Origin of the sequence: Psychrobacter maritimus (assembly GCF_029953575.1) — a bacterium.
Classification (GTDB): domain Bacteria; phylum Pseudomonadota; class Gammaproteobacteria; order Pseudomonadales; family Moraxellaceae; genus Psychrobacter; species Psychrobacter maritimus.
In genome coordinates, this window is the sequence record NZ_CP124526.1 from 1,638,647 (window position 1) to 1,662,012 (window position 23,366).

The following is a 23,366-nucleotide window of genomic DNA, read 5'->3' on the forward strand; positions in this document are numbered from 1 at the left end:
TTACTTTTTATCTATATTACTTTTTATCTATATTACTTTTTATCTATATTACTTTTTGTCTATGTCACTTTTTATCTATGTCACTTTTTATCTATGTCACTTTTTTTATAGCTCTGACAATACCTAAATATCAGAGGCGAGACCATGGTAAAATTTAGAAGTAAACTTCTGGTTTTTCGTAGTAACTTTGATTTATTCGTTATTTATAGAAGTTTTATAAAAAAATCGGTTAAGACAATAGATACGGGGACATGACTTTCGATGCTAGATGAATTAATAAAAATTGATATCAAAACCTTACGGAGCTTTATGGCCATCGTGGAGTGTCAAGGTGTGACCGCCGCGCAGTCACGCTTAAATGTCACGCCGTCTGTCATTAGCGGTCATTTAACCCATTTAGAAGATCGTTTGGGTATGACACTTTGTCATCGCGGGCGCGCGGGCTTTAAGCTCACCGAAGACGGTGCCGCGGTTTACGAGGCTTGCTTAAGTTTTACCGAAGCGGTGGCCAGCTTTCAGCATCAACTGCATTATATTCGGCAATTAGATTCGGTACGCGGCGGTCATATTCGACTGTGTCTTATCGATCAAATGCCGACGGTTTTTTATGATGCGTTACGTCAGTGCTTGGCTGCAAGCTATCGTAATAATCCATTGATACATTTTTCTATCGATGTGCAAAGCCCTGAGAGTATGCTTGATAAGCTTTTAAGTAATGAAAGTGATATTGGCGTGGGCTATTTTGGCAGCTTCCCACCCCTATTGACCTTTCAGCCAGCATTTATCGAAAAGCAAGTGGTCTGCTGCGGACGCGAGCATCGGCTATTTTATGAGGCAGAAGGTTTAACCTTTGAGGATTTGGAACAAAATTATCCTTGGATAAAACGAGGTTATATTACCGATTTGAGTATCAATCATGTCCGCCCAAAAACATTAAGCGCCACCACTTACCATATGGAGGCGACCGCGCAGTTGATTTTGGCAGGTCATCATGTCGGCTACTTGCCCAATGATTTGGCAAAGCGTTATGAAGAGATGGGGATGATGAAAATACTGTTGCCCAATGAGGCAAGTTACGAGGTCAAGCATCATTGGGCCTATCGAGAAAATTTGCATAAGCACGTTGCTGACTTTTTACAGCAAATGACGGGGCTTTTATAGAATCACGAGCTTTGTATAGACAATAACGATAAATAACAACGGCAAACAGCTACCCCGCTTTGGGTAGCTCCTCGCGTTTTAAACCAATCGTTCTAAGCTTACCTTTATCATCGACTTCTTTGATAACCAGTGACCATTCATCGTTAATCGCCACCGTGTCACCCGATACCGGCGCCATATCCAAGCTGTCTTTGACATATTCAGCAACCGTTTGCTCCCACATGCTTTTTTCGTTATCTTCTGGTTTAGATTTAAGCTTATCGACCAAAGACTCAGAAGTCATAACACCGGTAAAAAATGGCAAATCGCCCAGTTTAACACTCGGTGATAGTAGCCAATCACCATAAAAGTCATCGATGGCTTTACGGTCTAAGGTTGTATCATTAAAAATCTTAGCTATCTGACTGGCATGATTGCCGCGCATGGCATACCAGACACTATCACCAAATTTGAGCTTGGTATTTTCATCGACAATGACAATCTGCTGCCCGCGCACTAAGGCAAACACACTAATCTCATCAGGGTTGACGCGGTTAGAGATGCCCATCGGATGGCGACCAATCGCAAACGCCCCTGACTTTACTTGGAACTGATATAACGTAATACTCGCTTTGTCCGATACCCAAACCTCATGCTTTTCTTCAGGGTCTTTATTATTGGGAATACGTACTTTAAATAAATCCGCCATAAAGGGTATGGTCGTACCTTGCAAAATCAAAGATAAAACCACCACGCCAAAGGCAATATCAAACAACATAAAGGCGCCATCAATACCTGCCATCACCGGTAAAATCGCAAGAGTAATAGGCACTGCACCGCGTAAGCCGACCCAAGAGATAAAACCGATTTCTCTGTCTTTAAATTTAAAAGGTTTAACGCTGCTATAAACGGCGATAGGACGAGCAATCAAAATCATAAAGGCGGCAATGGCGACCGAGTAATACCAAACATTGAGCACGTTCGATGGCGTGACCAGTAGACCCAGCACCACAAACAAGACCGCTTGTGATAACCAAGCAAAGCTATCCATCACCCGCATGACATGCTCGGTTGAGCGTACTTTATGGTTGCCTATCAGCACCCCGGTGAGGTAAACGGCTAAAAACCCGCTACCGCCGATTAAATTGGTCGCTGCAAACACCGCCAAGCCCGCCGACAATATCAAGATGGCATACATGCCTTCTGCCAAATGTATTTTCGGTAATAGCCTTGCCAATAAATAGCCAAACAGCAAACCCATACCAAGGCCAAAGCTAAGCTGTTGTAACAGCAAGCCTAAAAAGCCAAATGCTGTCTGTCCGGCAGGGTCAACATTTAAAGCAATCAACCCCGTCACCAATAAAATAGCTAACGGGTCGTTGGCACCGGATTCTAGCTCCAACGTCGCTTGGACGCGGTCGTTAAGCTTAACCCCGCCATTACGCAGCAATGAAAATACCGCTGCCGCATCGGTTGAACCGACAATAGCCGCCATCAATAATCCAAAGCGCCAATCGACATCGAGCAGCCACGTGACAAACACACCCAGTATGATGACCGTCGCAAGTACGCCCCACGTGGCAAGCGTGATGGCTGGTCTTAGCCCGACTCGGAAAGATTTAAAAGAGGTGCGCAGTCCACCATCTAATAAAATACAAGCCAATGCCGCTTGCCCGACAAAGTTCGCAAGACCGTATTGAGAAAACTCAATACCTAACAGGCCTTCTTCACCCGCCAGCATCCCAACGACTAAAAACAATAGCAAAAGAGGAACGCCCAAACGCGCCGATAACGTACTTGCCATGATACTGGCAAAAATTAATACTGCTCCTACGAGATACAGGATATTTAAGGTATCCATCTTTTTTTAAGCCCTATTTTATCAGTGATAACGAGTGGAATGATTGCGATAGTATTGATCTAAGTACTAACCTTTATATTGATATTGATATTGATATTGATATTGACCTTATTTTGCGGCGGATAGCATCGTGTTTGATATTGCAGACAAAATAATAAAACCGTCCTTAAGAATAACATCGTTGACCAAAGCTAGAGAACCTATATTCATAGCAATCGTCTTAAAATCCTTTATTAATCATTTATTAATCATTTCATTTGCTTTATCAGCTTCTAAAACATCAGTTTATAAAAAGCCACTTTTATTCTATTGTTTGAATAGTAGAAAATATTGCCGTTTTTAAATCACCATTAAGCTTGAATATATTGCCATGCAATCACTAAGATAGCCGCTGCCACTGTCCAAGCAACCACGCCCAATAAAAGCGCCTTATATAAGCTGACATAACTGATGCTAAAAAACACCACCAAGGTATAAATAAGATGCGGAATGACACCCAGCATACTAAAAATCAATGCCACCTTTAAGTCAGCAGGACTACGCTCAGTGCCGACAATAAAATGGCTAATTAAGGTAAAGGTGGGAAACAGCGGTGCCAATGCTGCCAAATAAAAGAAGCGCGTCTGCGCAAAAAGTTGAATCAGTAATACCATCAAAGCGCCAATAAGCATTTTTAGCCAAATCATGACGGCCCATCTCCTATCATGTGTTAATCGCATAATTTAGCATGATAATGAACATCCCAAGCAAAATGGTCGATAATAAATCATCAGCGCCATAAAACATTAGCCACACGCATCATTAATGTTATAAAAATTGCCATGCTACAACATAAAAAATCCCTATTTAGCATGACGCCAAATAGGGATTTTTTTATAAGCTTTTTTAATGTATGGTTTTAATAAATAAAGTGATTAAAAAGTATTCATCTATTTTAATTTAAAACCCTTTATACTACTTAGGCTATTTAGGTTTAAGGGCGGCGCTGATATCAGCCAATAATGGTGGAATATCATGCTTATCTGCTATCACTTCTAACATCACCAGCTTATCTTTGGTGGCAGCGGCTTTTTTCAACGCCGCTTTTAATTCGCCAGCGGTTTCCACTTTCATAATTAAGCTATTTTCTTCCGTCGCACCAAAGGCTTTTGGCATCATTTGCCAGTCGCACTTAGGAATGTCATTGTAGCGTTGGTTTTCACCATGAATCGCCCGCTCAACGGTATAGCCGTCATTATTAATCAGTACAATCACCGGATTGATGCGCTCTTGAATCATTACCGCGATTTCTTGCACCGTTAATAAAGCCGAGCCATCACCAATCAATAAGATACTACGCTTATGCGGTGAAGCGATAGCACCACCCAAACTCGCTGGCAAGGTATAACCGATTGAGCCCCACATCGGTTGCCCATAAGAGGTCACGCCTTCTGGCAGACGCACATCACTGATACCAAAGTACGCCGTACCTTGGTCAGAGAACACGAGGTTTTTATCATCGAGAGAGTCAGCGATGATATGCCATAAGTCATCTTGGCGAATCGGCTCATCATCCTTGCCGTTTTGCTCATGCGGCTTCATCTCTTTACAGAATTGCTTGGGCACAATCTCAATACCCGAGGTCATGACTTCATGTAGGGTTTGCAGAGCATCTTTTAGTGCAATCGGCGCAAAGTTTCGACCACTGATAGACGCACGCTCATAATGCAAATCGACCACGACTTTTTCATCAATATCTTGGCTAAAACCTGCAGTGGTAGTATCGGTATATTGCACGCCGATTTTAATTAAGCATTCGCAATTTTCTACTGCATCTTTAACCACAGGACGTGACGCCACGCCTGCATAAGTACCCGCCCAACGCTCGCTGTTTTCATCAAGCAGGGTTTTACCCCATGACAGCGTGGTATAAGGAATGTCGGTATCAGCGATTAAGGCTTTTAGCTGATTTTGTAACCCCAAACGATGCACCATCAAATCTGCCATCAAAGTGGTGGTTTTATTAGGTAAAAAATCTATCAATGCTTGTTTAAAATCTGCCAACGCTGCTTGGCTAGTAATATCTTCTTGGCTGTCATCAAGCTTGGTCGTTGGCGGATAAATCGGCATTTTTGCCACATCTGGTGATAATAACAAATAGCCGGGGCGATGCTTTTTTAGAATCAAGCGAATGACGCGATCAATCTCAGAGGCCGCGTTATCAGGCGTGATATGCGCGCGCGCGACGGTGACGGGTTCAACCATTTTGATAAAATGATTAAATACGCCATCACCCAATGTGTGGTGAATCCGGCGTTTTGAATCTTGTAACGCCGTGCTTGGAGCACCGACCACATGCAATACCGGTGCATACTCGGCAAAAGAGCCTGCCGTGGCATTAATTGCCGACAGCTCGCCCACGCCAAAGGTCGTCACCATAGCGGCAAAGCCACGCTCGCGTGCGTAGCCATCAGCAGCATAACCAGCATTTAGCTCATTGGTGTTACCGACCCAGCGCAATTTATCAGAAGCAATCACGTTATCCAAAAACGTTAAATTAAAATCACCGGGCACGCCAAATATTTCTGTCGCACCCGCTTCAGCGATACGATCAAATAAGTAATCAGCGATTGTGTATTGTTGACTCATTTTTTATCCTTAATGCTTAAGATTATAAATATTGATGACTATCAATAAGAACGACGTTTTTTATAAAATGCACACCAGCTTATTTCTTCCATACAAAGCTTTTGGAATACATATTATAATAAACTGTTATAACATAAAATTATGGCTGGATGACATGCCTGTTTTGCTAACTTTTACTTTTTTTCGTGATAGGTATTGACAGACAAATAAAACTGCGTATAATACGCCTTCATCAACTGACGATAGTTAATTGATAATTAGCGGGAATAGCTCAGTGGTAGAGCATAACCTTGCCAAGGTTGGGGTCGAGAGTTCGAATCTCTTTTCCCGCTCCAAATACTTAAAAAGCCTCACTTAACAGTGAGGCTTTTTTTTATGCGTAAGTTATTGTTTATAATATAGTTTTCTTAAATTACCTGCTATATGGTAGCCAGTTTGGTAGCCATTTTCATAGTTACCTATGCTTACTGGTGGCCATAGGGCGGTGTGATTGTTTAGCTCTTTATTAGTAATGACCGCTGCCATATGCATATTTTTGCGCGCGCGTAATTAAAAGTTTAGCTATTGCTTTCTGCTTTAACCTCTCTTAACTTTTTAACATGGCATTAACTTACTTATAGTAGCTGTAAGTCCTACGCTTACGTCATTTGTAGCAAAAGTCGCTTTAACCTTTTTTTGAAACAGTTTTTTTCTTGTGCGTGTGAATAGTGGCGCTCTTATGTGGTTTGCCTGTTTAATCTCGATTTATAGCCCCCCTCTAACGTGTCCGAAAACTAACACACTCTATCAAGATTGCGAGCGTCTACAGTTTGAATAACTATCTTAACGGGCATTACCTCGCTGTCCTTATCACTATCACCTTTATCTAGCCCCAGTAGCTTTGCTTTACTCATCGTAGCAGCTACCATAGCAGACGCTTGACCATTGGCTTTGGCGGTCAATCTAGCATCGTCTAATTCTGTCATCAGGTCATCAATACTCATTTTTTGCATGGCTTATCCTTTGAGTTAGCAACTGGTCATCGTTTGCCAATTCATTCATCAGGTCGCTAATGGTCTGCACGGCATCGGCATTAACATCTCTAATCTGCGGCTTATCTAATCCTAGTAACTTTGCTTGGCTAACGGTGGCCATGATTAAAGCGTTCGGGTTTCTATCTTCAATCGCTATCTGCTTTGCAAGCTGTAAGTCTTGGATCAAGTCGTTAATGTCAGGTAGTCGCATCTCTTAACCTCAATGGGTGCAATTTAGTTTATCAAGTGTAGATTGCCATACCTTAGCCGTTAGCTGCTCATGCTCATTCATCAGCTTGTTATACGTGCTGTGGTGCATTCCTTTGGGTCGTTCACCAATACCGTGGGCAATCCCTGCTTGCCAGCCTAAACGCTGTCTAATCGTATGTAAGCGGCTGAATAAGCGGTCTATTGGTTGCTGTAACTGCGAGCCATAATTACAGCCTATGCAATGCCTACAAACGTAAGTAGCAGCAAAATATAAAACGCTTATACGCTTTGAGCATGACGGGCATATAAACCAATGACGATAACCGCCATAATTGCATGGGGTCTTTGATACTTGAATAGAGTAGTTATAAGCCTTGCCACGGTATTGATAACTAAGATCTAAAAAGGGTTCGGCTGCTTGTTTTAACTTCTCCTGATATGTTGAAATATTAATCTTTGAATAGTCGCTAAGGCTGCGAGTGGTGGCAATGGCTGGCATGACTACCTATAATCGTTATCTAAATCATTAAGTGAGTTGTTATATTATAACACTAATGCTTGGGTCGATTGATAGAACAGTTTTAATCTATGATTTTTCAATAATCTACTAAATATCAATAATTGAATTTTGTTTGTATAGTGAAGTCTTTATTAATCAACTATAGTAGAAAAATTATGAAAAAATTATTAATAGTAGTCTTCACAGTAACATTCGCTTCTGCCGCATTCGCTCATGGTGGTGGAACTAACTCAGCAGGTTGTCATAACGACACTAAAAGAGGCACTTATCACTGCCATTAAAAAATGACTACATATCATTTTCTATTTTGAGTAAATTACGTTTTGAATTTTGAGGTTTATTAAATTATGAAAAAGCTATTATTAATGTCTGCCATTAGTCTATCTATGGTGGGCTGTGCTACCCCTAGCTACAACTACACGCCTACAACGAAAGAAATTAATAAGCCACCAGTAGGAATTATTACAACTGCTAGCCTTGGCGATCATATGCTAACACAGGGCATTATGGTTCAACAGGAAGCTATCTATATAAGTAGTCCAATGAAACTAGGCGGTTATAGCTTAACTAACGGTTACTTTGCAAAACAAGGTGATGACCTAAAATATGAACACTATAAAATGGTTGGCGGTATCGATGGAGGTAATATCACAAAAGGGCTCTTATCTGATCCACCAATGTCCTTAGCTATTCGTAAGGAAGATAACTCGTTATGCGTTATGACGATATACAATATTATAGCATCTTGTAATCAAGCCCCGTTTGAACGTAAAAACTGGGAAACGGCTAACAAAAACAGCTTCCAACAAACTTTAATTTATAACGGTAAAGTTGGCAATAAAATTAATATAGGCTATCGAGAATTTAGTAGTGATACAGCTAGACCTGCATTTAATAATGATGTTGAGTATGATCTGTCTGAGTCTAAACAAATAGGTTATAAAGGCGCTTTGATTGATGTCTTAGAGGCTAATAACCAAGAAATTAAGTACAAAGTGATTAGAAGTTTTAAATAGATGTGTAGTAAGAGCTATACCATGATAAACAGTGAGCGCTTAACCTTAGGGTTTCTTTACACTATAAAGGCAGACGATAAACGCCTGCTAATATAGTTGTATATCTAAAAAAACTGCTAAAGTTGCTAAAGTTCGCTCTATCCCTTTATTTATAAGGCGTTTGGCTTAGCTTGCCACCTGCTAAGGGTCGCTAAAGTTGCTATAGTTCTGCTAACGTTCGTCTGTATTGACTAAGTTTAGCGATAGATTAGCAAGTCTAGCAATGCTTAGCAGTCATACAGCTAAAGTAAAGCCCTTAACTGGTAAGGGCTGTAGGTAAGTTTAGCAAGTCTAGCGGCTTTTACTGGTCGCTAATCAGTCATAAGCTTGGGGTTAACATACACTAAGCGGCGGCGGCCCTCACTTTCTAACCTGATATGCCCCATGCTTTCTAGGTCATCAAGTAAGTAATTAAGCTTTTTACCTCTTAGCGCATTGGGTGCATGCTGTGTCACAAAAGACTTATTTAATACCGCTGGGTTGTAAGCTTTGGCCTTGTCTATTAACCATATGCTTAGCTTTTCAAGGTCAGTTTGTTCACCGGTTGGCGTTGCATCTTGATAGCGCAAGCGTTCGGCCGTTGAGTAGCTAACCAACATAAAAGCCCGTTTAATGTCATCGGTGGTAATGGTCTTACGCTTATCAAAGAATGCTATCAATGTAGCTATGCGACTGGCATTTTCTGCCATACGTGAGGCATACGCTTTTAAATACTCTAATGGCATGTTCTTAGCTTGCTGGTTCTCTATTGCCTGCATATGCTCATAGAATACTTGTTCTGTCTGTTTGTCCTGCCAGCACATTTTAAAGCGTTTAGGTGCTCCTTTCTCATCGGTGGGCGCGTTACTGTCCACGGGGTCTAGTAGGTCGTTGCATCTGCTCCAATAGGCTTGTAGGTCGCTATCCATAAATGGGCTTTGCTGCCTGCGCTCTATATCGTCCCATGTTCTATAACCTTGCAAGCTGTTAGGGCATGCAATCAAGGCCCTTGCTAAAAAGCCTTGTTGGTTCATCATGTCATCAGTTAAGGCCGGTTCTAAGATAATACGTTGAGCCATTAGCATTAACGTCATACGCACGTTATAGGCTTTGGTGCGTGGGTTGGCATAAGCGTTCTTTTGTGATCGTGTCCGGTTCACTTCGCCGCCGCTGTAAAGGTCTGTAATGGCTGCTAGTGCGTTGCCGGCTGTGTCACCTTTCATTGTATGACCATTAAAGAATTGGGCCGCGTCATCAGTGGACCATGATGCATCTGTAATTTCACCATTAACAAACTTATCGAGTACCGGCTCAATAGTGGCATCTTTAAATAGCCGTTCGGGGTTGTGGGGTGCTGGCTCATTGGCTTGGTAGTCTTTGAGTTCTGCACCTTTTAAGCTGGCAAGCTGTGCTTTGTGCTCCTCATGCCTTGTTATATATTGCTCATACTGTTTCTGCTCATACTCTTTTATTTTATGGTGGCTTAAGTCCATAGCTTGCGTTTTGCCGCTGCCACTTTCCCCCTCAGTGATTAAGATCAGGCTTGCCGGCATGTGCTTATAGCCAATAGGTGCATCAACGTGGGCCTGTCCCATGTGGGCTAGTGCGCCTAAGATACATTGACCGGCCATAGCATCAGGCACTTGCTGATAATAAGCTATTTTCTTAATGACCTTTTGTAGCAGTCCGTCCCATGCTTCTATTGGGTAGCGTGTCGGTTTGCTTGGGTCGCTTGATAGCGGCTCAGGTGTGGGCCATGCTGTGCTTTTTAGGTCGATTATCTTTGTATCATCAAGGGCTAATATGGCTTGATAGCTTAACGAGCCATACTCTAAGTGCTCTAATACGGTGCGTTCACTGGTAATAACGGCCCTCACGTTTGAGCCTATCAGTGGTTTTATAAACTTGTCTTTAACGTCCGCTGTAGTCATCACGGTAACGGGTGCATCTTGTGAAAAATGCTTAACCATGTCATTAAATGACCACTCATCACGGCTGGCTAGTATCGTCACCGGTTCACCTAACAAAATATAAGACAGCTCTACGGCATCAGCTATATTATCAACGGCTATTAGTTCGTGGGTGCTGTCCATCGTGCCAATGATAAAAGCGGCCGTTTCAAAAGGATCAGTCACTACATAGTCTTTGGGCTTGCCGTTTGGTGGCATGCATAACAAGTTTACCGGCTCATAGTCTTTGTTATGCAATACTAGGCCCACCATGCCAGTGGTTAGTAGCTCACCTTGATTTACTGACAAATTAGCCTTAATATCTAGTAGTCTGTTAGGTTCTAAAATATCGTGTAATTTCTTTAGCAGTTCGTCATCTTGTAGCGTTTGCGCCGTTGCTGGTTGATGTTCACCTAAAATGCTAACTAAGCCCGCCTTGCCGCGGGTTTTTTCTTGGCTGTCGGTTTGTGGTGTGATCATCTGTCACCCTCCTTGCCGTCATCATCATATGATTGCTGTATCTTGTCCGCTGCCCGTTTGATTTGGTGGTAGCGTTGCATCTCTTTATCACGCCTTTTCTGTTCCCTGCCATGTATTGATTTAGCATAGGCCATTTGAGCGTCCATGAATGTTTTAGGGTTATCGCTGCTCATAAGTAACCCCTTGCGCTTTTGCTGGGTCGCAAGCGATCAATGCCAATGCTAAGCCAATGCCTATAACCCATGCCATAAAGATGATAAAGCTAAGTAGTAAGCCGCGTTTTTGCGGTTGGCTGGTGCTGTGCGGCCCGTGGTCGGCTTTTGGATTGCTTTTGTTATCGTTGCTCATCTCTTACCCCCTCAACATTAAACGCTATTTCTGCTATGCGTGTGGCTAGCTCTTTGAGTGAATTTACTTGCCTACTGCCTGTAGGTAGCGAGCCGCGTATAGCTAGTAATTGATTTTCTACTTCTACTATCTCTATCAGGCTATTAATGGCGCTCACATTGGCGTGTAAGGTAATGATTAACTGGTCGATAAAGTCATCAGTTATCATCAAAAAACCTTCATCTTTTAACCTGTCTATAACTTCGTTTACTAAGTCGCTATTACTCATCATTATTCACCTTGATTTCAGGTAGTAGGATAAGCCCACTCAACATCTCGCTAACGATACTTGCCAGCTCACTATTAGCAAGTAAGGCAGACCTTACAGCCACAATAACGCCGCGGCTTGCGTCATCATCGGTATGGATAGCACTAAGTGCCATTGCTAGGTGCTCGCTATCGTTTGATAGATCTTGTATGCGGTCATCAATGACAGACAAGTAATAACTATCAACTGCCACTAGGCGCGGCTCTAATATGTCGTTTGACTGGCTCATGATTGCACCCCATTAGCTAGATTAGCGGTATCAATCCAATAGACGTTCCAGTGTTTGCCGTCTTTATCTACTCGCTTGCGCTGTATGGTTAAGCCTTTATTTTCTAACTGATTAATGCGCGTGGGTAGCGTGGCTATTCTATAAAGTTCGATAGCTTGCCAGCGTGTGATTGATTGGCCAGTTAAAAGATGGTCTTTGATTATTTGGTTTTGGCTGCGTTTTAGCTTATCCATGATTAAGCCCCCTCATTAGTAGCGTTTAGATAGTCCACAATATCGCTACCTTTAAAGTAGTAAACGCCATTGATAGATAACGGCTTTGTTATCGTGCCAGCTTTGATCCAGCGTCTAATGGTTTCAGGGTGTTTTTGGAATACATCGGCTATCTGCTTAACCTGATATAGCTCTTTTGGGTTCGCTAATAGGTAAGCTAGGTTTAGCTTATTGGTGGGTGCTGCGTGGGTAGTGTTAGGCATTGCCTTAACTCCTATTCAGTGAATGAAAGTTGTTAAGGCTTATTGTGCGGTGTGGGGTGTTGTAAGTCGTTTCTATAGAAAAAAGCAAAATTGCTATAGAAAGGGTTTAAGACGTAACGTTCTGTTTTAAATGGGTTTTAGCTTTTGGAAATTTCTTTGTCAAAGTGCTTTGGGTTAAGCTAGAAGTGTTTTTATACTTATCCGTTATAGCGTTTATTAGTAACCCTTGGGTATAGTTTGGCTTTGCAACTTCCTTAATACAGTCCATTACAGCCCCTAGTATTAGTAGAGTATCGCCTTGTCCTTCGTCAATTTCTGCATTTGCTGGATTGTCTATTTGTTCTTTTAATTGCGCTTTGACTTGTGCAAGTTCAGTTTCCAGATCTGTTATTTCAGCTTTTGCTATTATTAGCTGTTGGCTAATATCATTTTTGAATAGATTATCGAGTTCAACTCTAGGTATATATATACTATCTAAATTGATTTGTTGATACTCAATACTAGTTCTTTCATTTCCCGTTTTTGGGTAACTACCATCTTCATGCTGATAAATAAGACAACTTGAACCACCAGCACTTGTAATATTATCTTCAATCAAGATAGCCTTAGCCTGATATTCAAGCAAGACAATATAGTCAGACGTAAAATTTATGCTTAATGCTTTATAAACTAATTTAATTTGATTGTGTAACACGAACTCATATATATCTTTGTTCAATTTGTACCTATCAAAAGACTGGTTTAAATCGTATTCATAGCCTAATTCATTTAGATAGTCTGCTACATCGTAAACCGATAAATACTTCTTTGGTAGTACTGCCATAATCATGCCTTACTTGTCATTCATACCTTAATAAAAATAGGTGCAAGGCATGCCAGCCTAAGGCATGAAATGGCTGGCGTTCGGGTAATTAATCCTAGCCTTGCATGGTCATTGTAGCGGTGTTTAGTCGCTAAATAAGGTTATGCTGTTAATCGTTTATCCATTCTTACTAGGCTTTGACCATACCCAGTGATCTTTAAGGTGATATTGTCATGCTTTTTAGATAGGCGTTGCACCTCTGTAACTGCCAACTCATAAGGTAACGAGTTTCTTAATATTTTGCCGTTATCTGTCTTAAGATTGATAGGCTCATCATCACGCAAAATAGAATAAGTAGGCACATACATAAAGCCGTCATATTCTGCACCATCTGGCGGTAAACTATCCCAAAATGCGCGGTCATCTAATTGCTGGCGTGTTGGTTTGGTGTCTAGTGTCATCATTGTTACTTCTCCATTGGTGGGTTTTGTTGGTTAGGTTTTAGCCGTGGTTCTGTTTGGCTGCTTTCTTAAAATCAGCATGAATAACATTGTCAAACTTACCTGCTTTAATATCGTCTAGGTAGTTCGCCCATGCTGTCATCATATTAGCTTTTTGATGTAGTAAATCCATACGGCTATAAGCAGTGCCATAAGCGTTAAGCATGCGGTGGCCTAGTGCCAGTTCGGTTATCAGTTCGTCATAACCTAGCCGCTCCATTAGCATAGTTTTTGCACTACTTCTAAAACCGTGTGGGCTGTGAATATCTTTATAGCCTAGTCCGTTATTCATTAGATCACCATTCAATACTTTATTCACTTCTTGCGTATGGTGATAAGGCTCTTTTTTGCGTCTAGGGTTATGAAATACATACTCGCTATCACCTGTTAAGGCTTGCATCTGCTTTAATATTGCTATGGCTTGCGGTGCTAGTGGTATAACGATACTGGCCACCATATCGCCTCTATTGCCAGACTTTTGCGGTTTAAACTCCCATTGTTTTTTAAGCCAGTTAATATCACTCCATTTCATAGTACAAGCATCACCAATGCGAACAAACGTAAGCGATAATAGCTGTAATATTCTTTTATTATAAAGCTGGCTTGCATCGTCTAGCTGGTCAATATCTCTTAGCAGTTCGGCAAATTCTTTTGGGTCTGTTAATGATGGGCGGTGTTGTGTTTTGGGGCTTTTAAGCGTTCCTTGTAGGTCGCTTGCTGGGTTGTACTCAATAATCATATGAGCCTTAGCTATTTGTAAAATGCTTTTAAGTATGATCTTAGCCCTTAACCCTTTGTTGAGATGCGTTTTTTGTATATCTTGAATAAACCTTATAACGATACTTGGCGTTATATCTGTTACTTTCATATGCCCTAGTTTTTGTTTGATGGGCTTAATTAGTAGCTGATTGTTATATATTGTTTTTGCGCTCAGGTTCTTACTATCCTGTAATGCTTGCCACTCATTAATGAAATGATTAAGTATGTTTTGACGATCGGTTATTTCTTGCCGTTTCTGTGTTTCTTTGTTCTCTAAAGGGTCTATATCTTTGGCTAGTAGTTGCATATTGTCGCTGTGATATTGACGGGCATCAGCAAGGCTTAACGCTGGGTATTGTCCTAGCGTCATATAAGGGCGTTTGCCAGTAATTGGGTGGGTATAACGGTGTCTAAAATCGGCTGTAGCGTCTGGGCTATCTTTATGCGGTCTAACTCTTAGCTCTAAGCCCTTATAGCCAGCAATAGGGTAAATAGTTGTCTTGCCAGCTTGAGTAGCTTCTCTTATGGCCTTTGGTATTTGTGAGTCTAGTTTTATCTCTTGCTTTGCCATTACCTTAACCCTTTTTGATAGCCATTCTGGTAGCCACTTTGGTAGCCATTTAGAATGCTTTATATTATATAATAATGTTGTACGTTGTAGTACATGATATATCTATAAATGCTCAATATCAATAGAATAAAGGCTTTAAAGGATTATTTTGTTATTCCTTAAGTTATGAAGTTGTATGATGTAAATTGAAAAAAGCCTCTTAACAGTGAGGCTTTTTTTTGTCCAATTTTCATAGGTTACAGCGGTTTTTCAATAAAACTATCTTAGTAATAATTAAGAAAAACTAACTAACTAAAAGGGGCGTTTTTAGAGCGGTGCCCATTTGGTGCCCAAACCGTGCCCTGCCCTAAAACTGCGTATACGTATCTGACCACAACCTAGCTATTTTTGGTTCAAAAACCATCATGACACCTAACCTAGTGAATTTGGCACTATGCTGATTTTTGAGCCCAACCTCAATTCAGCAAAAAACGTGTTTTTTAGAGGCCTAAATTTTCCGAAATCTATTTCATATTTATAACATTCGAAATTAATTGTCGCTTAAACAGTGATGACTACAACCTAATATTTAAAAGTAATTAGACCGAGTAAAATATGTATCGGCGCTAAGCTTAATGATTTTCAAGACACTTCGAACAACCATCCTAGTAAGCATTCTAACTTTCTTTTGAACTCTCTTCCTCACAAACTTCATCTTCTTCATAGAGGATAATATCGCCGGGTGTGCAATCTAAAAGCTTACAAAGCTCATTTAATGAATCAAAGTCTATTCTAGTGACTTCATTATTGTACATTCGATACAAAGTAGACCTTCCTAGTTTAGACATCCTGTCAGCATCAGCTACACGGATGCCTCTTTGTGCAAATAAAACAGGTAAATTGAGCTTAATCATATACAAAGTCCCTAAAGTGATAAAAAAGTGCTTGCAAGTGATAATATTTATAGATAATATGTACTCATTAGTGATAACTAATCATTCACTAATAGTAAATTTATTTCACATGGAGAACTATTATGTCACAGACTTATCTCACTACTCAAGAATTAGCTGAACGTATCAAATACGATGCTCGTACTATCCGTAACCAGCTTAAGGATACTGTCTTGATTGAAAATATTCACTACATTCGTCCTTTTGGCGGTCGGAAGATTTTATATGTATGGGAGCGTATCGAAGAGGATATGTGCAAACCTGTTATGAGTGCGATCAATGGTATGGCTTTACAGTAAGTTTTATTTAAACAAGGAGATTAACAATGGCATCAGTAAGAGCAAGGCGTGGCAAGCTATTCATAGATTTCACATATATGAATATTCGTTGCCGTGAGACAACAATCTTCCCTGATACTCCCGCAAACGTTAAAAAATTGACTTTAGTGGCAAAAGAGATAGATGCAAAAATAACCCTAGGCATCTTTGACTATGGCGCCTACTTTCCGAAGAGTACGCGTTTAAAAGAGATGACGGCACTGGCTGATAGAGCGGAAGCTTGTATCAGTCGTAATCCCACCTTTAGGCAGTTTTCAGAGATTTGGTATGAGGAGAAAAAGATTGAATGGCGGCCGAGTTATCGGCAAAAGACGCAGATTATCTTGGATAAGTACTTGTTGCCTGAGTTTGGTGGCAAAGCAGTACACGCCATAAAAAAACCAGACTTGCTGACCTTCCGTAGCTCCCTCGCCAAAGTTCGTTACGGTAAAGATGGTCAGTCAAGTCTGTCAGTAGCACGAATCAATCAGATCATGATACTTCTTCGTATGATACTAGAAGAAGCGTCTGATCGCCATGAGTTTGAGATGCCTTATAAAAATATTAAGAATCTTAAGCAAGCTCGTCCGGATGTAAATCCGTTTACATTGAGTGAGGTATGGCTGATTTTAAAGCATGTCCGTGCGGATTATAAGCCCTACTACACCATTCGCTTCTTTACCGGGATGCGTACCAGTGAGATTGATGGGCTGAAATGGGACTGCATTAACTTTGATCGTCGTGAGATCAGTATTCGAGGAGCATTAGTAAACGGTGAGATGGGCCCGACTAAGACGTTAGGCTCACAACGTGATATTGCGATGTCGCAGTTGGTCTATGACGCCCTACTAGAGCAGAAGGCACGCACCTTTGGTAAGTCAGAGTTTGTGTTTTGCAATTCACAGGGCAATCCGATGGAATACCGCAATGTGAATAGACGGGTATGGAAGCCTACACTTGCCCTGCTCGGCCTTAAACATCGGCGGGCTTATCAAACTCGGCACACGGCAGCGACGCTTTGGCTCGCTGCTGGTGAGAATCCTGAGTGGATAGCCCGGCAGATGGGTCACAGTAGTACTGAGATGCTGTTTCGGGTGTATAGCCGCTATGTGCCTGATATCACCCGTCAGGATGGCTCAGCGATGGATAACTTGCTACTGGCGAGTAAGGAAAAGCTAACCAGCGCAGCAAATACAAATAGCTCTAATGCACAAACTGACAAGGAGACGTCACTATGACAATTATCAATTATGAAGAGCTGTTTGCTGAACTTAAACCTGACGGTGCAATCAGTGCAGATGCAAACCTTATTGCTAATGCATTAATGCGTGAGTTATATATTTCATCGGGTTATGACCTAGCACGCTTCTTAGAAGTGAAGCGATGCTTTGATAATGATATGGCACTGCGTGTATGGGTGCAGAAGCGCTTGGATACTCAGGATGGGTACTTTGTGGAAGATATAAGCAGCAAGCTTCAGAGCGAACTTTATGAGCTATTACCGCAGTCTGGTTATGACGGCTACTAAGGAGAATGTGATGAGTGTAAAACTTCAGCCGAATATGACGCAGAATGCGCGAGATCTAAGAATCTGTGAGGATTACTGGGCGTATGATAACGAAAGTGACTATATTGCTCATGTAGAAACCATCTGTGAAAAGTATGAGATTGGCGCACAGGTACTATTCGAGACAGTCGGTGAATGTTTTGCTTATTTAGATGATGTGCGATGCGAGTACTGTGGTTATGTGTGTCCTTTACAGATACCAGCAGACATTCCATATATGCGCTCAAAAGAGCGTTGGTGCTGTGAGGTATGTGAGCATGCTGTATGGCGGGAGCATAATCATAGATAAGTTGTTCAAGATTTTAAAGCCAGGCAGCTTGGGCTGCCTGGCTTTTTCGTATGCAATATATTTTCTCTTAAATATAGTCCAAATTTAGTGTGCCACTACATATGCTTTTTGAGATAGTATAACCCCTTATAAGCTGTCCAATTTTATTATACCACTACACATTAGACCCTGTATCAGCATGAAAAACGTCCATTACACCAATGAAGTAGAGAAATTTTTTAATTATTCGTCATAGTATATATCAATATAATTAAAACAGTCATGTGAATAATTTGGATTGGAACAAAAGCAAGTGCGTATTGAAAACCACCCGTAATTGCCGCATTAATTGATTTAGAAATTGCATGTGTCGCTAAACCTAATAATAAGGCGAGCAATAAAATAGGGTTAGTTGGGTTCCCTTGCATGACTACAGCAGCCATTGCTGCATGCACCTCAAACATAGAACTCAGTACGGTTCCTGCAATAAGACCGGCGTCACCCAGCCATAAACTTAAACCATAAACAAGTACTTGAATGATAGTAAGTGTCACTACAATGATACCTGCCTCTTTTAAGCTAAACATGGGTGTATCAGCTAACTTAGCTTTCTCTTCGGATCGAGTTTTTCTCATCAACCATACCCCAGGAATAATTAAAACTATCATGGCAATAATAGATGGGAATAATAAAATTTTAAGCCAACTAAAACTTACGCCTGCAACGATAATAAGAAGTTGTACGACTGTTGCGACACAGGATATAAGGGCAGCTCCAGCATTTTCTTTTGCATCTGCACGACCCTGACGAACTTCTATTCCAAGGCTTGCAATCGTGGCTGTACTGGATATAAATCCTGATGCTAAAGCAGATAAAAACATGGCGTGGCGTGATGGTAAAAGCCTCTTTGCCATATGTGCTAGTGCTTGAATGGCTAAAATTAATATCAATAATTTTAAAATAATATAAGGATTTAGTACTGAACCCCAAAGATCCCTATTGGGGGTTAAAGGAAGTGCAATTAAAAGTAAAGCCAGTAAAAAGATACCATCTTTAAATTCACGCTCAGTAATCCATCTAACCGCTACTCCATGCATTGAATGCTTTGTCATTAGAAGGAAGGTAAGGACGACGGTAAGTGCCGCTGCATAAGGAATATGCCATAAACATAGTCCGCCTATAAAATAGGTGAGTATAAAAGCAAGTTCAGTGGTGACACCTGGATCTTCAATTTGTTTATGAATAGAGATGATACTTATACCACCTACTATCAATGCTCCTATGAGTCCCATAAACAAGCCGAAAGAAAAGCAAATTGCCCCTAATAGAGCGCAAATTGCAAAAGATCTAATACCTGCAAAGCTGTGTTGATTTTCACGTTGTTTGCTACGCTCTCTTTCTAGACCAATGAGTAGTCCACAACCTAGCGCTGCAGTAGATGCAGTAATTAAGTTTTGGACAGGTTCAATCGTAAATGTATTAACAATCATGAAATTCATCCCACTCTCTATGACCTCCGCTGTCAATCCCGTAGACATTAACTTGGGAGATTTTGATTACGCAGCATGACGATAAAAATCAAACCACACCGGTCTTAGCGATCTATATCTCAACAGAACCAGTCATTTTACTCTTTAAACCTGTTAATAGACCACTTAAAATAGACTGCTCTAATGGAAACACTTATAACAGACTGCCCCAATACTATCAAAGACTCAGTATGCTGAGACAATACAATAGCCTTCATTCGCTTTATTCTGCCAGTTAGATAAGGTTTGCATGGCTATGCCTAACTGCTTTGCAGTCGCTAAGATATTGTCATTCTTCTCTAGAATTCCTTCAGCATAGCTCAATGTCACTTTTGACAAATGCTAAACAGCTTGTTATGATAAAAAAACATCGTGGGTTTACCGCTACTTCCAGCGCGATGAAAAACAAAGACTGGTAAAACGCACACCTCCTTTTCGCTCTGTAAGGTGACTATGTCGTTTCAATTTGACACAGACAGAGCAACAGGAGATTTCTTTATGACTATCTCTAGTCAATTACATCCAAACTTTAAACCTCTCAATCATTTTCCTCATACTCAGCTACTGAGTCTTATGAGCGCTTTCTGCTATTCCGCTTTTTTAAGCAACCCATCCAAACAGCGTCATAAACCTTTATCAGTTTCAGTCACCGGTAGTCTAAGCTTTGTTAAAAATATGGCTTCCTTTGGTTTTATTACTGTGCCTAACGACTCTTAAGTTTGACACATAGCAATAAAACCCACTAAAAGTTTGAATGCACTCACCTCATTTAACCATCATTATTTAACAGGTAACCTTATGACAGCATATAGCGATAAAACCAACCAAGATGACAACAGCACTATCAATCAAGATACGCGCGTTGAAGACTGGATGACAGAGATATGGGACTGGATGGATAACCATAATATAGCAGGCAGTTCTGACAGCACTATCCCTCGTGAACCTGAAGCGTTACGCCAGTTAGAGCGACTAGACTTGGGATATGGAAAATCTACAAGTTATAGCTATATTGATAATAAACCAGTATTACAAAGCGAAAGTGAGTCCACTAAGCCACTACCTGGCGCTATCGGCAATTTAACAAACCTAAAACACCTTAGACTAAGAGGTTTTGAGGAGCTACCAGAACAGATTGCTCAATTAGACAGCTTAGAGACGCTGGTTTATATGAAGTGCTCTTTTACTGAGTTCCCAAAGGTACTGTGTCAGTTAAAGAATCTTAAATCGCTTAATATCTTTTCAAAAAGCTTGGAGAGCTTTCCTGATGAGCTCGGAAATCTAACATCGCTTACCCATTTTGATATGAGAGGAACGCAGGTTCAGGAGTTACCAGACGCTATTGGCAATCTAAGCAAACTCACAAGTATTGAACTGTATGCTATAGTAGAATTACTTTAAAATCGATACAGTGCGACTGAGATGAATTTTTCGTAGCCTCTGTGATAACAGCAAGCAAGGAAAATTTATACCAGTCGCACATAGCTATAACGTATCGCTTTTATTTTGAACTGACTATAACGAAAAACTGAAAGCCCTGCCTGAGAGTATCGGAAATTTAACAAACCTTGAAAAACTAGACATACGTGCTTCTGACCTCAAAACCCTGCCAAGCTCGATAGGCAATTTGAATAAACTGAAAGGTCTTGGACTCTATCACAATGGCCTACAAACTCTGCCTGATAGTATTACCAATCTCAAAAAATTGGAACAAGTCGATGTTCAGGGAAACGCTCTCTCAGATTTATCAGAAGCTGTCTGTCAGTTTTTGGATGGTGTTGGTGGTAAGCCAACTTAGAAGCAAGGAACTCACATATAGAAAATCCTATTTGAGACTATTTCTCAGAGTTATGCTTACTTAAACGATGTTGTCTGTGAGTAACGCAATTAACCTTATCCGACTGAAGTACCTGTATATGTGAGCATATTTCTTGACTGACTGAAATGCCCGACTTTATTAAATAATCCGATAGATTCGAGGCGGTTCATACTGGTGTAATAGTGATATTTCATTGCATTACCTATTAAAAATGAGCTATATTCGATCGCTCAGATTCAACACTAATCGAGATCCTATAACATCAATAATCTGGCACTTATTCTCAATAATAAGATTATTGCTTATCTCCATGTTAGGAGGCTCTCAATCACTTGCTAAAAATTAGCATAGCTGTATCCAAAATCACCTTATTTGAGAATACTTATATGAATTATTGGTGGTGTTCTAAAAAGTATGCTGACATCAGACGTAGCCATAATTGACATAAAAGAACACCAGATCGAATACTTTAAAGTGATTATCAAGCTTTTTTGAGAAGCAACAAGTCTTTCTAACCGCTCGACGTAATCGGTGTCTCAAGCGACAGTTATTACCTTCTATACCTACCGTATGCTGTTTGCCAACTCGCTTATGATCTGGTTTAAAAGCCGTTATAAAGCTATCCCAATTGTCCATACTAATAGAGTCATAGCTGACTTTGAGCTGCTTTAGACGTGCTCTTAGCTTCTTAGCCGTTCTCAAATCACGTTTGCCCCAGACATAAGCGACAATCTCATTGGTAGCACGGTCATAAGCGTAGATGAGCCAGACTTTACGCTTCTTGCGATACACGTAAGTCCAGAACTCATCAACCTCTAAGCGTTCATAGTAGCGCTTCTTAGGCGCAATCTTATAAACAGATGAGCCTATGGTGCTAAGCACTTTACCAATGCTAACTGAGGCTATAATAGCAATGTCTCTAATGCCACAGCCTCTCACTGTCATTAGCCGTATTTTATCTTCTATTCTAGAGTGACAGCCGTTATAAGTTAAGGCATGATCACCAATGAACTGACGCTTGCAGGCTTTGCATTGGTAGTTTTGCTTGCCATAGCTTTTTTTGCCATTTTTCTTTAAACTGGGACTGTGACAGTCGGGGCAGTTGATATCTATTTGTGTCTTCATAACCTCAAATATATCATCTTGCTTTGACTGTCACCCTCCTTTTATCTCCTCAGCATACTTTCTGATACACCACCGGGTCTTTTAATAAGTCCCAGTACTGACTGAGCACCTCCTTAGCAGGGCGCGTATTACGATTTTCTTCGCTGAGCGTTTCAAAAAAGAAAAACTTCGTCAATAATAAATTAAGCGTTCCAAAAGCGGCTAAAAACCAAAAGATAGAGTGCCAATTAAAGAACTGCAAAAATAGTGCGCCAAGTGACGGCGCTAATATTGGTGCCAAGCCCTTTACCAGTATCATAATAGAAAAGGCTTTGGCGGTTTGTTTGGCAGTCAGGCGATCACGAATAGCAGCTCGGGTAACCACCGCCCCAACACAAGCACCAAGGGCCTGCAAGGTACGACCAGCAAACAATACGTATTCATTACTTGTGGTGGCACACACAATCGAAGCAATGACATATAAAATCATACCAAAATATAAGGGTTTAACCCGACCAATACGATCACTTAACGGACCATAAAATAGCTGCCCAAATACCAAGCCGACAAAATAGGCAGGGACGGAGTTTGCCATAAAGGCAGTTGATACGCCAAAGTCGTCCGCCATTGATGGTAACGCTGGTAGATACATATCAATCGATAATGGCCCTACCGCCACAATCAACCCAAGCATCATAATCCATGCAACAGGTAAATCAGTAGAGCGCACGCGATCAGTGGCAATCGGTTTATTGGACAAGGAAGGTTTTGGTGCAGACATATTTAGACCGTTTTATAGAATGACTGTTATTTTATAATCTAAGGTTATTTTTATTTAGGCGTGTTGAACACTCATTATTTCAGCCAGATATAAGCACAAGCGAAAGCATTTTCTACTAAGTATCGCGCTATTGATGATGTGCCACCTTTTGAGTTTGAAAAACAGTATTATGATAACCTCAATCCGTTAGATCTAGCGGCCTAACTTAAATAAACAGCCTCCG

The 23,366-nt window shown here is 40.8% G+C and carries 28 protein-coding genes, 1 tRNA gene and 1 pseudogene; 10 read left to right on the forward strand and 20 right to left on the reverse strand.

Translation table 11 applies throughout. The features are described from left to right. Positions 1–309: 309 nt before the first annotated feature. Complete coding sequence (locus QJS82_RS06765; protein ID WP_281489984.1) at positions 310–1,161, forward strand: LysR family transcriptional regulator; 852 nt, start codon at positions 310–312, stop codon at positions 1,159–1,161. Between the two features lie 49 nt (positions 1,162–1,210). On the opposite strand, the gene QJS82_RS06770 is transcribed toward QJS82_RS06765, so the two are convergent. The 3 genes from QJS82_RS06770 to QJS82_RS06780 all read right to left on the reverse strand — a co-directional run bounded on the left by QJS82_RS06770 (position 1,211) and on the right by QJS82_RS06780 (position 5,629). Further along, a complete protein-coding gene (locus QJS82_RS06770) occupies positions 1,211–3,001 on the reverse strand; it encodes a potassium/proton antiporter (RefSeq protein ID WP_281489985.1) in 1,791 nt (596 codons plus the stop codon). A 350-nt stretch (positions 3,002–3,351) separates the two neighbouring features. Next, the gene (locus QJS82_RS06775; RefSeq protein ID WP_201565299.1) at positions 3,352–3,687 is read right to left on the reverse strand and encodes a GlpM family protein; all 336 of its coding nucleotides are present in this window, start codon (positions 3,685–3,687) and stop codon (positions 3,352–3,354) included. A gap of 277 nt (positions 3,688–3,964) precedes the next feature. Then, entirely contained in the window at positions 3,965–5,629 is a 1,665-nt protein-coding gene (locus QJS82_RS06780) for an alpha-keto acid decarboxylase family protein (RefSeq protein WP_183618513.1), read from the reverse strand. Between the two features lie 260 nt (positions 5,630–5,889). Between QJS82_RS06780 and QJS82_RS06785 the strand changes: the two genes are divergently transcribed. Beyond that, positions 5,890–5,964, forward strand: a tRNA-Gly gene (locus QJS82_RS06785). Between the two features lie 438 nt (positions 5,965–6,402). On the opposite strand, the gene QJS82_RS06790 is transcribed toward QJS82_RS06785, so the two are convergent. From QJS82_RS06790 to QJS82_RS06800, 3 genes are read right to left on the reverse strand one after another with little or no spacing between them, the layout of a single operon-like run. Continuing rightward, positions 6,403–6,621 (reverse strand): hypothetical protein, encoded by a 219-nt coding sequence (locus QJS82_RS06790; RefSeq protein ID WP_281489986.1) that lies wholly within the window; start codon positions 6,619–6,621, stop codon positions 6,403–6,405. Further along, positions 6,602–6,853 (reverse strand): hypothetical protein, encoded by a 252-nt coding sequence (locus QJS82_RS06795; protein ID WP_281489987.1) that lies wholly within the window; start codon positions 6,851–6,853, stop codon positions 6,602–6,604. Before QJS82_RS06795 ends, QJS82_RS06790 begins: the two co-directional genes overlap by 20 nt. Before the next feature lie 9 nt (positions 6,854–6,862). After that, the gene (locus QJS82_RS06800; RefSeq protein ID WP_281489988.1) at positions 6,863–7,351 is read right to left on the reverse strand and encodes a hypothetical protein; all 489 of its coding nucleotides are present in this window, start codon (positions 7,349–7,351) and stop codon (positions 6,863–6,865) included. A 176-nt stretch (positions 7,352–7,527) separates the two neighbouring features. Between QJS82_RS06800 and QJS82_RS06805 the strand changes: the two genes are divergently transcribed. Together QJS82_RS06805 and QJS82_RS06810 are read left to right on the forward strand one after the other, a co-directional pair. Beyond that, positions 7,528–7,653 (forward strand): YHYH domain-containing protein, encoded by a 126-nt coding sequence (locus tag QJS82_RS06805; protein WP_281489989.1) that lies wholly within the window; start codon positions 7,528–7,530, stop codon positions 7,651–7,653. A 66-nt stretch (positions 7,654–7,719) separates the two neighbouring features. Next, positions 7,720–8,388 (forward strand): hypothetical protein, encoded by a 669-nt coding sequence (locus QJS82_RS06810; protein ID WP_281489990.1) that lies wholly within the window; start codon positions 7,720–7,722, stop codon positions 8,386–8,388. Positions 8,389–8,738: 350 nt separating this feature from the next. Here the strand turns inward: QJS82_RS06810 and QJS82_RS06815 are convergent, their stop codons facing one another. The 11 genes from QJS82_RS06815 to QJS82_RS06865 form a co-directional block, all read right to left on the reverse strand. Further along, positions 8,739–10,835 carry a DUF3987 domain-containing protein gene (locus QJS82_RS06815; RefSeq protein ID WP_281489991.1) on the reverse strand — a complete coding sequence of 699 codons (2,097 nt, stop codon included), beginning with the start codon at positions 10,833–10,835 and terminating at the stop codon, positions 8,739–8,741. Then, the gene (locus QJS82_RS06820) at positions 10,832–11,008 is read right to left on the reverse strand and encodes a hypothetical protein (RefSeq protein ID WP_281489992.1); all 177 of its coding nucleotides are present in this window, start codon (positions 11,006–11,008) and stop codon (positions 10,832–10,834) included. Before QJS82_RS06820 ends, QJS82_RS06815 begins: the two co-directional genes overlap by 4 nt. Next, positions 10,995–11,183: a hypothetical protein gene (locus QJS82_RS06825; RefSeq protein ID WP_281489993.1), complete on the reverse strand. Its 189-nt coding sequence runs from the start codon at positions 11,181–11,183 to the stop codon at positions 10,995–10,997. Before QJS82_RS06825 ends, QJS82_RS06820 begins: the two co-directional genes overlap by 14 nt. Continuing rightward, positions 11,170–11,451 (reverse strand): hypothetical protein, encoded by a 282-nt coding sequence (locus QJS82_RS06830; RefSeq protein WP_281489994.1) that lies wholly within the window; start codon positions 11,449–11,451, stop codon positions 11,170–11,172. Before QJS82_RS06830 ends, QJS82_RS06825 begins: the two co-directional genes overlap by 14 nt. Next, on the reverse strand, positions 11,444–11,719 hold the full coding sequence (locus tag QJS82_RS06835; RefSeq protein WP_281489995.1) for a hypothetical protein: 276 nt from the start codon (positions 11,717–11,719) through the stop codon (positions 11,444–11,446). The genes QJS82_RS06830 and QJS82_RS06835 overlap by 8 nt, the downstream gene beginning before the upstream one ends. Then, complete coding sequence (locus tag QJS82_RS06840) at positions 11,716–11,952, reverse strand: helix-turn-helix domain-containing protein (RefSeq protein ID WP_281489996.1); 237 nt, start codon at positions 11,950–11,952, stop codon at positions 11,716–11,718. Before QJS82_RS06840 ends, QJS82_RS06835 begins: the two co-directional genes overlap by 4 nt. 2 nt (positions 11,953–11,954) lie before the next feature. Then, positions 11,955–12,194, reverse strand: a complete 240-nt coding sequence (locus QJS82_RS06845; RefSeq protein ID WP_201569317.1) for a helix-turn-helix domain-containing protein — start codon at positions 12,192–12,194, stop codon at positions 11,955–11,957. A 106-nt stretch (positions 12,195–12,300) separates the two neighbouring features. Next, complete coding sequence (locus QJS82_RS06850) at positions 12,301–13,017, reverse strand: hypothetical protein (RefSeq protein WP_281489997.1); 717 nt, start codon at positions 13,015–13,017, stop codon at positions 12,301–12,303. A gap of 140 nt (positions 13,018–13,157) precedes the next feature. Then, positions 13,158–13,460 carry a hypothetical protein gene (locus tag QJS82_RS06855; RefSeq protein ID WP_281489998.1) on the reverse strand — a complete coding sequence of 101 codons (303 nt, stop codon included), beginning with the start codon at positions 13,458–13,460 and terminating at the stop codon, positions 13,158–13,160. Between the two features lie 37 nt (positions 13,461–13,497). Next, positions 13,498–14,826, reverse strand: coding sequence for a tyrosine-type recombinase/integrase (locus QJS82_RS06860; protein ID WP_281489999.1), 1,329 nt, complete (start codon positions 14,824–14,826; stop codon positions 13,498–13,500). Between the two features lie 656 nt (positions 14,827–15,482). Beyond that, positions 15,483–15,719, reverse strand: coding sequence for a helix-turn-helix domain-containing protein (locus QJS82_RS06865; RefSeq protein WP_281490000.1), 237 nt, complete (start codon positions 15,717–15,719; stop codon positions 15,483–15,485). 122 nt (positions 15,720–15,841) lie between these two features. On the opposite strand from QJS82_RS06865, the gene QJS82_RS06870 reads away from it, so the two are divergent. The 4 genes from QJS82_RS06870 to QJS82_RS06885 are packed head-to-tail and all read left to right on the forward strand — an operon-like array spanning position 15,842 to position 17,931. Next, positions 15,842–16,057: a hypothetical protein gene (locus QJS82_RS06870; RefSeq protein WP_045456309.1), complete on the forward strand. Its 216-nt coding sequence runs from the start codon at positions 15,842–15,844 to the stop codon at positions 16,055–16,057. A 26-nt stretch (positions 16,058–16,083) separates the two neighbouring features. Further along, complete coding sequence (locus tag QJS82_RS06875) at positions 16,084–17,313, forward strand: Arm DNA-binding domain-containing protein (protein WP_281490001.1); 1,230 nt, start codon at positions 16,084–16,086, stop codon at positions 17,311–17,313. After that, a complete protein-coding gene (locus tag QJS82_RS06880) occupies positions 17,310–17,603 on the forward strand; it encodes a hypothetical protein (protein WP_281490002.1) in 294 nt (97 codons plus the stop codon). Before QJS82_RS06875 ends, QJS82_RS06880 begins: the two co-directional genes overlap by 4 nt. 10 nt (positions 17,604–17,613) lie before the next feature. Further along, positions 17,614–17,931, forward strand: coding sequence for a hypothetical protein (locus QJS82_RS06885; RefSeq protein WP_281490003.1), 318 nt, complete (start codon positions 17,614–17,616; stop codon positions 17,929–17,931). A 218-nt stretch (positions 17,932–18,149) separates the two neighbouring features. On the opposite strand, the gene QJS82_RS06890 is transcribed toward QJS82_RS06885, so the two are convergent. Beyond that, a complete protein-coding gene (locus QJS82_RS06890; RefSeq protein ID WP_438655820.1) occupies positions 18,150–19,409 on the reverse strand; it encodes an MgtC/SapB family protein in 1,260 nt (419 codons plus the stop codon). Positions 19,410–20,237: 828 nt separating this feature from the next. Here QJS82_RS06890 and QJS82_RS06895 point away from each other — a divergent pair. Further along, the gene (locus QJS82_RS06895) at positions 20,238–20,840 is read left to right on the forward strand and encodes a leucine-rich repeat domain-containing protein (protein ID WP_281490005.1); all 603 of its coding nucleotides are present in this window, start codon (positions 20,238–20,240) and stop codon (positions 20,838–20,840) included. A 181-nt stretch (positions 20,841–21,021) separates the two neighbouring features. Next, positions 21,022–21,237, forward strand: coding sequence for a hypothetical protein (locus QJS82_RS13755; protein WP_438656681.1), 216 nt, complete (start codon positions 21,022–21,024; stop codon positions 21,235–21,237). Positions 21,238–21,681: 444 nt separating this feature from the next. On the opposite strand, the gene QJS82_RS06900 is transcribed toward QJS82_RS13755, so the two are convergent. Together QJS82_RS06900 and QJS82_RS06905 are read right to left on the reverse strand one after the other, a co-directional pair. Beyond that, positions 21,682–22,383, reverse strand: coding sequence for an IS1 family transposase (locus QJS82_RS06900; RefSeq protein WP_281490006.1), 702 nt, complete (start codon positions 22,381–22,383; stop codon positions 21,682–21,684). 76 nt (positions 22,384–22,459) lie between these two features. Continuing rightward, positions 22,460–23,143, reverse strand: a pseudogene (locus tag QJS82_RS06905) (MFS transporter); the annotation flags it as partial. Positions 23,144–23,366 lie beyond the last annotated feature (223 nt).